Here is a 14,737-nt window from a genome sequence, read left to right on the forward strand (position 1 = left end):
CTAAACCCGATTAACCTGGATAAACCCTCGCAACAGGCGAAAAACCAACGCCAACAACCCAAACATCACAAAGGACACTAGCTGACCGAGGATGATAGCTGCCTGGCCAATATCGTGTACCACACAATAGATGCCGGGGACTACCAGAAATAGCGCTGCACAAATCCAAAAGGTAACTTCCAGAGTGCGCAGATATTTAGTGACCGCAAGGCTGCTTTGCTTTTGAGAAATACTGTTGCGGGCAAAATTAAAGGTGAAAATGCAGGCTAATACCAGGGGTAGTAAAATTATCCACCCCACGATGCCCCAAATAGTACCGTCTTTAAATCCCACTTCTTCCGATAGTTCGCCAACCAAAAAGTATTCGGCAACCGCTGAAAGTATGACTAATACGCTGGCCGCTGCGCTAAAGGCGACCACCCACTTCGCAGTAGAGTTTTTCATTTTTAACCCTCCAACCTCGGATCAACGCTGCAAGCTCCGCGAATATATGTCTACATTCTATTTTTTTTGGCTTGATGTCAATAGTAATTTTTTACTTTCCATATGATTTATTTGTTTATTCATTAAGATATTTTATTGTTCCAGTTCTTGGGGCAAGCATTCTGACTATTACCTACTGGTGTCTGACCTACCGCTAAGCTAGTTTTATTAAGTAGCAACCCACGATATCGGAGATGCAATGCACGACCTAGCTGGATTAGCCGATTATGATGTTCTGGTTATCGGAGGGGGGCTGGCTGGATTAACCAGCGCCTATACTCTGCAAAAACAGGGCGCGCGGGTGGCGCTGATCGAGGAACGAGGACGCCCCGGCGGCCTAATCTGCTCGGGACGTTTCGGGGACTTCACCTTCGATATTGGCGCTGAGGCTTTCGCGGCAGGGGCGCAAGAAGTTAAAGATTTGTGCGGCGAACTAGATTTGCCGCTGGTCGCTCCCCGCGGTAAATCTTGGATTTTCCACCATGAACGTGCAGGCATTCCCGAGGGTGCCCTTCCGATTCCCCACGGAATGTTGGGGATTCCTGCCAGCCTGGATGATCCCGGGATTGTGGGGGCGCTTAGCGAAGCAGAAATGGAGCGCGCCCGCCAGGACTTAACTATGGGTCCGGAGGTGGGGGCAGAAGAAGCCACCGTCTCCGGTCTGGTAACTGCCCGCTTAGGTCAGGCAGTTTTAGAGAAAGTAGTCGCGCCCGTGGCCGGGGGAATCCACTCTGCCAGCACCGACCGCTTAAACGCCGACACCACCTTGCGCGGTCTGCGCCCGGCACTCAAAGAACACGGTTCCCTGGTGAAGGCAGTCGCAGCTTTGCGCGGACTGAAGCCGGGTAAACCGGCGGTACTTGCCCCTGAGGGAGGAATGTTCCGCCTGGTAGAAACCTTAGCGCAGCGTATTGAAGAGGGCGGGGGGCTGATTTTGCCCCATGTGCGCGCCCTCGACCTGGCACCGGTTGCAAATGAACCTGACGCCGCTGCCGGATCCGTTGCCGGGGGATCGGATCAGCCCGGCTCAGCAGGCTGGAAGGTAACGGTTTCTAACACTAAATCGGGGCCAACCCCGGGGGCGAGCCCTATAAATATCGGAGAGGCGGTCACCGTCACCGTGCCGCAGGTAGTAGTAGCACTACCAGGCTATTTAGCGGCGCCGATGCTTAGCAAAGTACCGGGTATTGCAGTCGGTGAGCTCCCGCAGGGCGGGCCCATCGCGCACGTAACTCTGTTTGTGGACTGCCCGGCCTTAGATGCTCATCCGCGTGGTTCGGGAATGTTAGTCCAGCGTCCGAGCAGTGAAGATATTGAAAATGGTTGCGTGGGGGCGAAAGCGATCACCCACTACACTTCTAAATGGCCGTGGGCGGAGGAAGCTGCCGGTAAAGGTCGCCATCTGCTCCGCGTGTCTTATGGTTGGGCGAATGGACCGGAGATTCCAGTATCGGTTGAGGGGGCATTGCAGGATGCTTCCCGGCTACTAGGGGTTCAGATTTCCCCGGATCAGCTGCTGGGTTCAATGATTATTCACTGGGATGGCTCCCTGCCGCCCTTCACCCCCAAGCATCGGGAAATGACCGCCAAGCTACTGGAAGATGTGCGCGCTTACCCCGGTCTGGAGCTGGCGGGCTCCTGGGTTGCCGGTTCCGGGATTGCCGCAGTAGTGCGCCAGGCGCAAACTATTAAATTGCGCGGTACCGGCTGGATTAACGAGGCGGAGGACGATGCTTTAGTTTTGGGTACTCGCGCCTCTCGCCTAGCAGTTACCCAATCAGAAACCGTGGCTAGCGCTTTGCGTAAACACGGGTTAAATGTGCAGCTGCGGCAAGTGCGCACCGCCGGCGATATTTCCCGCGCCTCTTTACAAAAACTAGGAGGAGTGGGCGTATTTGCCGCGCAACTACGCCTGGCGCTCCTGGAGGGAAACTGCCATTTAGCAGTGCATTCCTTTAAAGATTTACCTACCCAGCCGGCGCCGGGTCTAAAAGTTGCGGCGATTCCGAGCCGCGCTGATGCCCGGGACGCTCTGTGCGCCGCTCCCGGTGTAACTTTGGAAACTTTGCCGCCAGGCGCCAACGTGGGGACTGGTTCCCCGCGCCGCGCCGCCCAAATCCTGGCTTTGCGTCCTGACCTGAAGATTGTGGATATTCGCGGAAATGTTCCTACCCGCCTGGGCAGAGTAAAAGGTATTAGCGCTCCGCAGGCCGATTTCACTGATGGCCGGGAGACGCGCGACAAAATCTCGCAGGGCGCGCACGACTTGGATGCGGTGATTTTGGCGGCCGCCGGTTTGGATCGGATCGGACTCGGCGCTTACGCCAGTGAGCGTTTCGATCCTGAGCAGGTGCTGCCAGCGCCGGCGCAGGGGGCACTGGCGGTGGAGGCATCGGAGGCGGCGCTGGACGCTCACCCCGATTTAGCGGCTGCCCTGGAAGAAGTTAACGACCTGGCAACTGCGCTTACCTCTACGGCGGAACGGGCGGTTTTAGCGGAGCTAAACGCCGGGTGCGCCGCACCCGTGGGGGCGTTTGCGCAGATGGAGCGAGGGATACTCACTCTGACTGCCGCGATTATTTCCCTGGATGGCACCCGCGAGGTGCGCATCAGTGATTCCTTGCAGGCGGATCCGGAGAAAACTTTTGCCGAGATGCTTGACCAGGCACGCGAACTCGGTGAGAGCGTGGCGCGCGCCCTCTTGGAGGCAGGCGGCGGCGAGCTCGCCGACCTGGGCGCTGCTAAGGCGCGCGGCTAAGAACCGGCAACGGGAAACTATTTTCGGAGGGCGACGATGACGTTTACAGTGGCACTGACTGCCGCGGCTACGCGCCCGCTTACAAAAAATTTACAGGCGGAATTGCCTGCGTGCCGAGTAATTGGCGCTCCGGTTACCCGTTCGCGCCCGGTTTCGCCTCCGCAACTTCCCGTCTGTCGGCAGCGATTACAGCGCGGGGAATATAGCTGGGTGATTATTACTTCTGCCCGCACCGTCAAGTACTTGCAGCAACTTTTGGCTACCGAACCGTCTTTAACTACCTTTCCGCAGGTAGCCGCGGTGGGTAAGGCTAGTGCCGAGGCCGCGAGCAAGGCCGGTTGGAATGTCACTTTGCAGGCGGGTGGCAACGCCACCGATTTGGCACGCCGCTTTGCGGACTTAATTCCGGATGAGCCCTCCCCTGGCCGGGTATTTTTGCCGGGATCTGCCCTCAGTAAACCCGAGTTGCCGGCAGCTTTAAGCGAACTGGGTTACCAGGTCGATACCTGTCCCCTCTACACGATGGCTCCGGTTTCAACCTGTCCGGAGGAATATTTTCGCGCCGATGCGGTGGCGGTTACTTCTGGTTCTAACCTGCGCGCCCTCGCTGATTTCGGGGTGTTTAGTTCCGATTTCGCTGACCTTGCCCGCGCCCTCCCTCACCTAATTTGCATCGGCGAGCCTTCTGCCCAGGTGGCAAGAGAGTTAGGGTTAGCAGTTGCCGCGGTAGCTAAGACTCCGGATGCAGACGGGCTGGCTACGGCGCTACGTTCCTGCCTCGAACGATAACTGCGGATTGAAGCAGCTGACAGTTTAGGTGTGAAATTTTGGTTAACGTTTATAAACCGTTGGGTAACGTATTCAGAAAACACCTTAACTAGCGGCGTTAGCTAGACCACAACTGTTAAAATAAAGCATGAGTTATACACCCCAACCTAATAGTGAAAACCCCGTTACCCAAGGTTCCCCGATACCTCAAAGCTCCCAATTTTCGCCGGTGAACCCGCAAATGTCCGCCTCACCCATGCCGCCGGCTGTACCTCCCCAGAAGCGTAAGACTGGTTTGATTGTCACCATCGTGATTGTGGCGGTGCTGGTTGTCGCCCTGATCGGACTGTTTATCGCTAATGCGGTAGTTGCCAGAACCCAAGAGGATAATCTCAAAGAAAGTTTCACCAGTGAAGGCTTTTCTAAGGTGCAGACGGAGATAGATTCCTCTCCCATGCTGATTAGCTATTTTAAAGACTATTACCGGCACGCGAAGGTTACTGCCGCTGAAGGAGAATTTAAACAAGGATCTTTTGGCAAGCAGAAAACAGATAAGAAAAATGACGGACCACAAAAGATAAAAGATTTTAAGCTCGAAATCTTCGGACTCACAGGCGGTGACAATCCCCTGATTGAAAAAGGGAATTTATCTTTTAGCGTGCCTGGAGAAGAGCTAGAAAAACTGATGGCGGCCCCCGACGTAACCATGAAACGTGAAGGGAACAAGATCACTGCCGAGGGTAATGAGGACGGACTAAGGTTCCAGGTCGTGATGAGTATGCAGTTTAAACCCGGAAAGCCGGGAGAATCAGGAAAGATTTTCATGACCCCGGAAAAATTACTGATTAACGGTAGTGACGAGTTCCTGGGACAAAAGCTAAATCCTGCTGATATGGGAATGGAAAAGGAAGAAATTCCTATGGAATTGAATAAATCTTTCGTCCTCAAGAACGTAGACTTTTCGGGTAAAGACATCAAGTTCGACTTTGATCTGAGGAACGTCAAACTGAAAGATATCGGCAAGTAGGGATTGCTGACTACCCATTTCGGCAGGTAACAGCTACTGATTTCCGTAGTTGCCTGCAGCTACCTCCTCGGCAACTGCTCCACATAAAAAATGTGGATACTAGCCTCGGATTGCGGTACTTGTGATTGTCAATCCGCGCTGTCCTGCCAATATTTTGAACATCGCAGCTAGAGAAAGCGACAACAACCCTAGGGAATCCGCACCGCGCCCTCGGGAAATATCTGCGAAACTATTCACGCTTTTGGGCGGGAATCTCGCTAAAGAGCCTCGGCGCGGTATGCTTTTTTTAGTTTTCTTATCCGAAAGCCGCACGGTTTACCCAAGGAGGAACGATTGTTTAACTCCCACGAAGAAGCCCTCAAATTTGTTGCTGACCAGGATATTGAGCTGATTGATATCCGTTTTTGCGACCTAATAGGCACCAGTCAGCATTTCACGATTCCCGCTGACCAGTTTGCGGATGCCCTGGAAAACGGGTTGATGTTCGATGGTTCCTCGATTCGCGGTTTCACCTCGATAGAGAAATCGGATATGAAACTGATAGCCGATGTATCTGATGCCTATGTGGATCCGTTCCGGGTCTGCCCCACTCTGGCGATTAACTGTTCTATTGTGGATCCTTTCACCGATGCACCTTTCCCGCGCGATCCGCGCCAGGTGGCCGCTAAAGCCGAAGCCTATCTGCGCTCTACGGGAATCGCCGATACCTGCTTTATTGGTGCCGAAGCCGAGTTTTATCTTTTCGATTCGGTGCGTTACCAAACCCAGCCTTATGACACTTTCGTGAAACTGGATTCTATGGAAGGCTACTGGAACACCGGTCGGCAAGAAGAGGGCGGAAACCTCGCCTATAAGACGCCTTTAAAGGGGGGATATTTCCCGGTAGCACCTTCCGATAAGTTCTGTGACCTGCGTGATTACATGGTGAAACTGCTCAGTGACTCCGGGTTAAAGGTAGAGCGCTCCCACCACGAGGTCGGCTCCGGGGGGCAACACGAGATCAACTATCGTTTCAACTCGCTGATGGCGGCGGGCGACGACATGATGAAGTTCAAGTACCTGATTAAGAACGCCGCGCAGGAAGCAGGAGTTACCGCCACCTTTATGCCGAAACCCATGGCGGGCGATAACGGCTCGGGGATGCACTCCCATTTTTCGCTTTGGAAAGAGGGCGAGCCGCTGTTCTATGACGAAACCGGTTACGGTTCCCTCTCTGACCTGGCTCGTTACTTTATTGGGGGCTTGCTGCAACACGCGCCGGCGCTGCTGGCGTTCACCAACCCTTCGGTTAACTCTTACCGGCGTCTGGTTCCCGGTTTTGAGGCTCCGATTAACCTGGTGTATTCGGCGCGTAACCGTTCTGCCTGCATCCGGATTCCGGTGACTGGTACTTCTCCGAAAGCTAAACGGGTGGAGTACCGGGTTCCTGACCCCAGCGCGAATCCTTATCTGTCTTTTGCGGCTTGCCTGATGGCGGGGATTGACGGGATTCAAAACCGGCTAGAGCCGCCAGCTCCCATCGATAAGGATCTCTATGAGCTGCCACCGGCCGAATATCATGACATTCCGAAACTGCCTTGTTCCCTGGATGCCGCTTTAGAGGCACTCCGCGCCGACCAGGACTTCTTGACTGAGGGCGAGGTATTTACCCCGGACTTGCTGGAGACTTGGATTAACTACAAGGAACAAAATGAGGTCGCCCCGCTGCGGCAGGTGGTGCATCCTTATGAATTCCAGCTTTACTACGACATTTAGGTCTGTTTGCTAAATAAATCCCGCCCCCGCGTCCTCGGAAAAATAATGGCTTTACCCAAAGGATTTCCGATGCCGCGGGGGCGGATTTTTACTATCAGAACTATTACTTTTGGTCGCGTTTGGTTTTAGTGATTTCCACTCCCCACAATACGCAGCCAATCACCCCGAAAATCGGGGCGGCCATCACCATGATTCCGCCGCCAAAAGGGAAACTGCTGTCAGTGTCAATCACATAAAGAATCAGCGCCCCTACAGCCGCCAACACTGCACATAGGATAGTGAATATCCAGGCAAAAACTTTCAGCATCCCGCCGTTCCTTTCATGCTGCCCACAGCTTTGGTTACTCTAGCAAACGCCGTCGGCCATAAGTAGTTTTTCTAGAGATTTATTATCGTACTGTTTAGATATTTCTGGCCGATAACTTTCCCTGGTTCTGGCTAATGCAGTACAAAGCTCACCTGCTTTTTCTTCGTATCTATTTCTTCTTATCATCTTGACTTCCTCATCTTCATCGGATGCTTCTTCCTTCGCGATGGCAAGTTGATCAGGAGCACCCTCTTTAAAATATGGAATGGCGAGTTTATCGAACTCGTCTAGACTTTTACGCAGTTGCGCATTGGTTTCCGCTGCCTGATAGCCTTCGAGGAACTCTCGAATAATATTGAGTTCTTTTGAAAACCGCATGGCTGATAAGTCATCGAGCGAGTTCAGGTATCTGTTTTGTTTATTGCCGGAATTCCTCCAGGCGGAGAAATTTTCCGGTTTGAAGGCAGGTAAACGTAGCTTTTTCTGGATGTTATCAATCCAGGGTTTATACATGGTACTGAAAGCCTCGAAAGCCTTATCTTTGTTGAGATATTCCGGATACAGCAAGACTTTATAGTGTTTTTTCTGAAACTCCATAGTGCCAACTACTGGTTGATAGCACTGATTTTCGCTTCCCTCTACCCCATAGCCGGCATCAGTCGCATCTCGCAAGGTAGAAAGTGAACACCAGCTATACATGGGCAGATCTGCTACATCTTTCACGGCGGCATGTTCCTGGGCATGACTACCCCACAGGTACCCCACCCCGACTGAAGTTATGCACGTCAAAACGCAAGCTAAAACAACCGCCCCCACCTTCTTGGTTAATTTCACTGCGTAACCCATCCTTTTTGAGATAGCCACCCTGCCCCTTTATAGCCTGGGCGAACCCAGCCAGCATAGTTTTTTGTGTGCTGGGTAATGCCGAATAAGCGATACCAAGTGTTATGGTACTTTGTCTTTTGGGAGCTCACGATGTGAACGTAACCTATGTGTGAAACTTGTCCTCGGACGTTCGATATCCCAACGAAGCTACCTACATGAACCCTAGATGCAAAAGTAGCCAAACTTGTAGTTCTATTCGTTAAGCCCCAGTACTTGGCAAAACTGGTGGCAATTCGCCAGGATTCACTAATGTTTCTCCTATAGTTATTCCGTGAGCGGTAGAACCAACCCTTGGTCATTGCCGAACCTCCTGCTCGTTTAATCTGAGAAGCAAAATTAGCGCAATCGTTACCAGAAAAATAAATGTAAGCAGGATTAGGTGAATTACGCCATTTCGTGGCATAAGCGTTAGCCGCCTTGACGTTAAAAGCTGCCCGGGTTTCAAGTTCAGGAGCGTGCATTCCGTATGAGGCATCAAAAAGATTGTTATCACCCTCCATACTTAACAAGCCGTTTGCTTCATCGAGAGCCGAATTCTTCTCGCGGGGGATACCCTGATTTAATCCTGCAACCGCCTTTTCTAAATTTCTAACAATTTCCTGGTTACAGCTATGGGCTTTAAATCCAAAAAGATACCAATTGAGTTCACTCATCTTCAGACTGGGATCTGCACTTACCAACGATGCATCGGAAGCGTCAACCCATTCACTAACCGTAGATTTGGACAAAGGAGGCAGTTTCGCATCTTTTTGCAACCAGGTAATCTCTGGCTGATAATCCCGCAGCATCAGATTCCACGCGGATGCTTCATCTACAAACTCGTCATAAAGGGCAAGATTATAGATCTTTTCAGGCGCCCTAAACTTGACCGACACTTTATTAATTTCTGTTTTTCCATGCATCCCCGGCTCTGTAGTGAAGGGTTCCAGTGCATACGGGGAGGCTGAACTATTAACGTTTCCTTGCGTAGAGCCTTCCGCATTAGTACTCGAATCATTATTACCTGGCTTAGGCAACTCAGCTGAGGAATCGAACAAATGATCACTGGAACCATTAGGATCCGAGGCCTCAACGCTGCTTCCAGTTTCACTTTCAGACCCCTCCGGGGAATTTACCGGGGAGGCATACGATAAAGAACTCATCCCCAAGGGAAAAGCAATCCCTAGAAGCACTAAAACTGAACGTCGCAAAAACTTGTTCATTTCATGTTTCCTTTCTTGAATTCAGTCAATCTTTGATAGCTACACTTCCATGTTTCCGAAGGTCAACTGGCTAATTCAATGGTCAAGTGGCTGGATATTAGCGCCAGGTGGCCAGGATTAATATCCGGGTGGCTACTCGGTGGTTACATTTTTCACCGGGGTGCTTGCTGCCGGCTGGTTTGCAGCTATAGTGGCGTCGAAACGTATATTCTAAAAAACAACGAGGAGGTGGCCGTGAGCGAACAAGAAATCACTATCGGGTTGGTTGATGACGATCCTTTTGCACTGCAAGCATTGGCAGCGATTTTGAATAGTACCCCCAATTGTGCGGTCTCCTGGGCAACCTCCAATCCTGAACAAGCCCGGGAATACTGTCACCGCGATTCCGTAGACCTGGTGTTATTGGATTACCTCTTGGGAGAGACCACCGGGGACGTAATCTGCAAGCAGATCACCCAGCAAAACCCGCAGCAAAAAGTGGTGATTATTTCTAGCCTGGAAGTGGCAGATGTAGCCCGCACCGCTCTGCTCGCAGGTGCGCGGGGATTCCTAAATAAAGCCGATGTTTTAAAAGACTTACCCAGTTTCCTCTCGGTAATCATGCAAGACTCCGTGGTGGTCTCCCACGCGGTAGTACAGGGATTGTTCCAAAGTATCCCTGCCCCCTCTCAAATTGCTCTTAGCCAGCGCGAACAAGCAGTTTCGAAGCTGATTTTGCAGGGAATGTCTAACCGGGAGATCGCGGAAAAAATGAGTTACTCCCTGTCCACGGTGAAAGAAACCGTAACCGTTTTGCTAGAAAAAACCCATACTTCCTCGCGAACAGCCGCAGTGGCTGTCCTGGTGCAAGACGGAGCAGTCAGCTACCCAAATAACCTTCCCTAAGCTTGGGGTAACGAGGACGCGACAATAGCTGAAGTCTACCTAGTCGCTACCAACCTCAAGCTGTAATAGGTTCTGCCACTGGTCAGCGCGTTTACCATAGGTGAGCAGGCCGCCGATCTCCAGCATCCGTTTACTGGCCAGCCCTAACCCCATCTTCGAAGAATCCACTGTCCTGCCCCGGATCTGATTCTTGGTTTCTAGGCGGAAGCTATTTTCAGAAATCCGCGCATTGACACTTACTGGATACTGGGGATCGCCGTAACGGAAAATATTTTCAAAAAGTTCTGCCACTACTTGTGTAACTGTGCTCTGTTGCTGCCGGGAACACTCAATTTCTCCGGTTTTTTCACACTGATAGAAAACCTGGAACCCCTGCTCTTTAAGCCGGGTGACTGAGCTGGAAAGCACCTCCGCTAAACTCTGGGTCACCATCTCTGCCTTTTCCGGCAAGGTTTTTTCCGAATTGATGAGGGCGCGGATAGCCTGCGATATTTCTGCGGCTTCGTGCGCGGCAGTGTTCCTAAACTGGTCTAGAGATAACAAGTCCCGCTGGCTTTGTTCCGCAGCGAGTGCAATATGCGTGCAGTGCCGTAAAACATTATCGTGGAGGCGAACATTCAGGTTCCGCCGCTCCGCCTCCCGGGCTACCTGTTCGTCACGTCCTACCTGAAAAGAACGATCCATCCAAACTTTGATCAGGATTCCGGCAACCGAGAAACAGGCCACATCCGAAAAAGCACCTATAGCTTCAAAATCTACCGGGTTTGCCCAGACGAAAAAGAAAAAGACATTGATTAGCGTAGGAATGAGTACTGCGAGCCCCAAGCGCTTGGGGGAAAAAGAAAAAGTATCTAAGAGGGCAATATTGGAGGCGGGAAAAATCGGCGCCCAGTAAATCTCATCTCCCCCAATCAACGCGACCGAAGTCAGCGCGTAACCGACCCAGAAAACCGGGAAACGTATCGCCAGTAAGGCCATGACTAATGCCTCGATCGCCAGCAGATACCCGATATCAAATTCTTGGGTTAATATCCCGTCATACAGTAAGAACAGGCAGTTAAAAACCGCGACCGTAATAATGATGGCTCGCAGTAATAAAACCTTACGTGCAAACTTCTTCCCTAGAGTCTGCCGATCAAAATATAAATACGAGCCCAGAACCTTAAATATCGCACCCACAGAAAAATAATACTTATAACCCTCGGTAGCTGGAGATATTAAGGCTTATTACCGAATATTTCGCCGCTTTTTCTCTGAGTATCTGGGAGATTAAAACCAGATTCGGCAGGTGGAAGCGAACGCTGCGAGCGCTCTTTCGGAAAGCGGCAGGCAGGTGGGTTAAAATCATTGCAGATACCTAGGAGAAAAAATGACAGATGACCTTTTGCTGAAACCAACTATTCGTCCTCGCCGCCTGCGCTCTTTCCCCGCGATGCGCAACCTGATCGCGGAAACCCGAGTCAGTCCCGCCCAGCTAATGTTGCCCGCGTTTGTGCGAGACGGGATTGAGGAAGCGATAGAGATTCCTTCTCTACCAGGGGTTTTCCAGTATACAGTCGAGTCGATACGCGAACTGGCCGCCGAGTGTGTGCAAGCTGGCGTAGGCGGGATTATGCTATTCGGGATTCCCAATACCGCCGACAAGGACGCGCAAGGCAGTCCCGCCTGGGATCCGAATGGAATTTTAAATCGCGGCATCCGCGCCGTGCGCGAAGAAGTAGGAAACGACCTGGTGGTGGGGGCAGACACTTGTCTGGATGAGTTCACTAGCCACGGACATTGCGGGGTGGTCACCGCCGACGGTCAAGTCGATAATGACGCCACTTTGCCGCTATATGCGAAAATGGCACTCAGCCAAGCGCGGGCCGGAGCCCATATAGTGGCACCTTCCGGGATGATGGATGGTCAAATCGCGGTGATTCGCGAGGCGCTTGATGACGCCGGATTCACCGACACCGTGATTTTGGCTTACTCCGCGAAATACGCCTCCGCTTTCTTCGGTCCTTTCCGGGATGCAGTGGCCTGCTCGCTGGAGGGTGATCGTCGCTCTTACCAGCAAGATCCCCGTAACCGCCGGGAGGGCATGTTTGAAACCCAGCTAGATTTAACCGAGGGCGCCGATATGGTGATGGTCAAACCTGCCGGTTACTATCTGGATGTGCTGGCCGATGTGGCAGAAATGTCGCCGGTTCCAGTCGCGGCCTACCAGGTCAGCGGGGAATACGCCATGTTAGAGGCAGCAGCCGCTAATGGTTGGATTGACCGCGAGCGCGCCATTGACGAATCTTTGCACGCGATTGTGCGTGCCGGAGCCGATACGGTGCTCACCTATTGGGCGCTAGAGTACGCACAGCGAGCCAACTAGCCTAGTCAATGCCTGATTCTTCCCGTCTGCTTGCAGTCTCCGAGGTGGCGCATGCCGCTAACTGTCAGTGGCGGCTTTGGTGCTACCTCACTGACAATACTCAGCTGGAATCCCCCGATGTTTTTCACCGCTACATTGGGGATTTAACTAGCGCCGAGGATGAAAAACTAGCGGCGAAATATCGGGCAGCCGGGAGAGTTTTCCAAACCAACCTCACCTTAACCAGTGCAGATTTGACCGGAACTCTGCCGTTCTTGGTTTACAAGGACGCTGCTTGGGTGCTGCAAATGGCGCGCTTTTCCGCCCATGCCCGCCAAGACTCGGTAAATCTCTTGGCTGGTTACGCCCATCTAGCTGTAGCTAATCAGCGATTACTAAACGCAGATTTTCCCGCTTTAGCGGCAAAACTCACCCCTTACGCCCAGATTCTCTTGGCGGATGGCAAGACCGTAGATTTTCCTCTGGACGAACTGGAAGAGCTGTGGGAACCCATCGCTGACCAGGCACGGGAATTAGCAGGTGACCAGGATTTACTTGCCGCTACCCCCGGGGAGGCTTGGCGCGCCCTCGACACGGTTTGCGGTGCCTGTTCGCACTGCCGTTGGGCTTTGGCGCGCTATGATGATCCCCTGCTGATCAGCGGGGTCGGTCCCGGTCTGCGCCGGGAGCTGCGGGCAGAAAATATCTTCACTGCCAGCGGTTTCGCTGCCCATCCTCCTAGTGGATATAGCCCGGAACTAATCCGGCAAGCCCAGTTGCAGGTGGGACAACATCCAGGAGAATTGCTGCTAGAAACTAATCCCCTGTCCCCCGCGCTAATGGATCTGCCCGACCCCCATCCGGGGGACGTGTATTTGGATTTTGAGAACGACTCCCTGTGGGGCTGGACCCTAAAAGATCACACCGGGCTGATTTACCTGGGCGGGCTGGTCTGCTGTGATGAAGATTCTTGGGGCGAGCAAAAATCTTTAACCCCGGCGCTACCTATTCGCGGTCAAGAAGCGCTACTGGCAGCAGATAGCACAAACGTGGCGGAGGAAGTGGGGGAACTATCAACGCGCATCGGCGGAAAATATCGGAGCTTTTGGGCGCATAATCGCGCCCAAGAACGCCAGCTGCTGATTGACTTACTGGATTTCTTGCGCCAACGGTTCCAGCGGTTCCCGCAAATGCATATCTACCATTATTCCCCGCAAGAACGCCTCTACCTGCAACGTCTATCTTCTCGCCACGGTCTACTGAAGGGCGAGGTGCGCGACTTGCTAACCAGCGACGGGCCGATGAGGGATTTGCAGCAAGTGGTGCAATCAGCTATTCGCACCGGTCAAGGCGGATATTCCCTGAAAGAGATGGAACCGTTCTATATGGGATCTTGGATGCGCTCTACCGACCTGGATAACGGCGCCGATTCGGTAATCGTCTATGACGAGCTGTCGCGAGCAGGCGCCCTCGATCCGGGAGCAGAGCTTAGCGCTGAGGACGCAGAGCAGCTGCGTCTCCTCGCCCTCTATAACGAGTATGACTGCTGCTCAACGGTACTTTTGCATCACTGGTTAATCGCTCAGCGCCGCCAACCGCGCCTCAGAGTCAACCTAACTCCTGCCGACCTTGCTGCCAAATAAGCTACGCGCTAGCCCCACCCGCTCCACTTTCACCTGCGCTTTTCGCTGTAGAAAAATTATTGCTAGCTCTACTGTTGCTGCCTGTACTCGCATGGGAAAATGAAAACATGAGTAATAATCAACCTCAAGCAGACAACTTCAGCAACCAGCAGTATCCTGGGGGACATACTGAATCCCCCAATCCTTCTTACCCACAGTATGCTCCCCCAAGTGGCTCCTCATATTCGGCGCCCCTGCCGAACCTTCCCCACCTAAATGCTTCTAATGCTGTCACGACAGACGAGCGCACTATGGCAATCCTGGCTCATTTAGCGGCAGTGATTGCTATGGTGGTTTCGGCCGGCTGGCTCACCTTTGTCGGTCCCCTCGTCGTTTGGTTTATTTATAAAGATAAAAGCCGATTTGTGCGTAACGCCGCCGCGGGTGCCTTTAACTTTAACCTGGCGATGACTATCACCTCCGTAGTGGCTTGGATACTTTGTTTCACTATCATTTTGATTCCGGTGTCCATCATCGCGTTTATTGTGGTTTTCGTGATGACTTTGCTGTACTCGATTAAAGGTGCTTTAAAAGCCTCCAACAACGAGCTTTACCGCTACCCGTTTGGGATTAATCTTCTCGACTAACTTCCTGGGAACCGCTACTAAGTCTTTGTGACCTAACATACTTGCGAAACAATA

The 14,737-nt window shown here is 52.4% G+C and carries 13 protein-coding genes; 8 read left to right on the forward strand and 5 right to left on the reverse strand.

Annotated features, from left to right (window positions below; translation table 11 throughout):
• Positions 1-444, reverse strand: coding sequence for a hypothetical protein (locus BQ5456_RS05225; protein ID WP_071129070.1), 444 nt, complete (start codon positions 442-444; stop codon positions 1-3).
• Between the two features lie 238 nt (positions 445-682).
• Here BQ5456_RS05225 and hemC point away from each other — a divergent pair, with 238 nt between their 5' ends.
• The 4 genes from hemC to glnA all read left to right on the forward strand — a co-directional run bounded on the left by hemC (position 683) and on the right by glnA (position 6,791).
• Complete coding sequence (gene hemC, locus BQ5456_RS10680) at positions 683-3,241, forward strand: hydroxymethylbilane synthase (RefSeq protein ID WP_083378375.1); 2,559 nt, start codon at positions 683-685, stop codon at positions 3,239-3,241.
• 36 nt (positions 3,242-3,277) lie between these two features.
• Entirely contained in the window at positions 3,278-4,030 is a 753-nt protein-coding gene (locus BQ5456_RS05235; RefSeq protein ID WP_071129071.1) for a uroporphyrinogen-III synthase, read from the forward strand.
• 127 nt (positions 4,031-4,157) lie between these two features.
• Entirely contained in the window at positions 4,158-5,036 is an 879-nt protein-coding gene (locus tag BQ5456_RS05240; protein ID WP_143037038.1) for a hypothetical protein, read from the forward strand.
• Positions 5,037-5,369: 333 nt separating this feature from the next.
• On the forward strand, positions 5,370-6,791 hold the full coding sequence (glnA, locus tag BQ5456_RS05245; RefSeq protein WP_071129073.1) for a type I glutamate--ammonia ligase: 1,422 nt from the start codon (positions 5,370-5,372) through the stop codon (positions 6,789-6,791).
• Between the two features lie 103 nt (positions 6,792-6,894).
• Here the strand turns inward: glnA and BQ5456_RS05250 are convergent, their stop codons facing one another.
• From BQ5456_RS05250 to BQ5456_RS05260, 3 genes are read right to left on the reverse strand one after another with little or no spacing between them, the layout of a single operon-like run.
• A complete protein-coding gene (locus tag BQ5456_RS05250; protein ID WP_071129074.1) occupies positions 6,895-7,098 on the reverse strand; it encodes a hypothetical protein in 204 nt (67 codons plus the stop codon).
• 39 nt (positions 7,099-7,137) lie between these two features.
• Positions 7,138-7,932, reverse strand: a complete 795-nt coding sequence (locus BQ5456_RS05255) for a hypothetical protein (protein ID WP_071129075.1) — start codon at positions 7,930-7,932, stop codon at positions 7,138-7,140.
• A complete protein-coding gene (locus BQ5456_RS05260; RefSeq protein ID WP_071129076.1) occupies positions 7,929-9,185 on the reverse strand; it encodes an amidase domain-containing protein in 1,257 nt (418 codons plus the stop codon). Before BQ5456_RS05260 ends, BQ5456_RS05255 begins: the two co-directional genes overlap by 4 nt.
• A 234-nt stretch (positions 9,186-9,419) precedes the next feature.
• Here BQ5456_RS05260 and BQ5456_RS05265 point away from each other — a divergent pair, with 234 nt between their 5' ends.
• On the forward strand, positions 9,420-10,070 hold the full coding sequence (locus BQ5456_RS05265) for a response regulator transcription factor (protein WP_071129077.1): 651 nt from the start codon (positions 9,420-9,422) through the stop codon (positions 10,068-10,070).
• 39 nt (positions 10,071-10,109) lie between these two features.
• Here BQ5456_RS05265 and BQ5456_RS05270 read toward each other — a convergent pair whose 3' ends face one another.
• A complete protein-coding gene (locus BQ5456_RS05270) occupies positions 10,110-11,249 on the reverse strand; it encodes a sensor histidine kinase (protein ID WP_071129078.1) in 1,140 nt (379 codons plus the stop codon).
• 190 nt (positions 11,250-11,439) lie between these two features.
• Here BQ5456_RS05270 and hemB point away from each other — a divergent pair, with 190 nt between their 5' ends.
• The 3 genes from hemB to BQ5456_RS10485 all read left to right on the forward strand — a co-directional run bounded on the left by hemB (position 11,440) and on the right by BQ5456_RS10485 (position 14,683).
• Entirely contained in the window at positions 11,440-12,435 is a 996-nt protein-coding gene (hemB, locus tag BQ5456_RS05275) for a porphobilinogen synthase (protein WP_083378377.1), read from the forward strand.
• Positions 12,436-12,443: 8 nt separating this feature from the next.
• On the forward strand, positions 12,444-14,057 hold the full coding sequence (locus tag BQ5456_RS05280) for a ribonuclease H-like domain-containing protein (protein WP_071129079.1): 1,614 nt from the start codon (positions 12,444-12,446) through the stop codon (positions 14,055-14,057).
• Positions 14,058-14,164: 107 nt separating this feature from the next.
• A complete protein-coding gene (locus BQ5456_RS10485; RefSeq protein WP_205407858.1) occupies positions 14,165-14,683 on the forward strand; it encodes a DUF4870 domain-containing protein in 519 nt (172 codons plus the stop codon).
• Positions 14,684-14,737: the final 54 nt, after the last annotated feature.

This window comes from Varibaculum massiliense, assembly GCF_900106855.1.
Lineage (GTDB): Bacteria > Actinomycetota > Actinomycetes > Actinomycetales > Actinomycetaceae > Varibaculum > Varibaculum massiliense.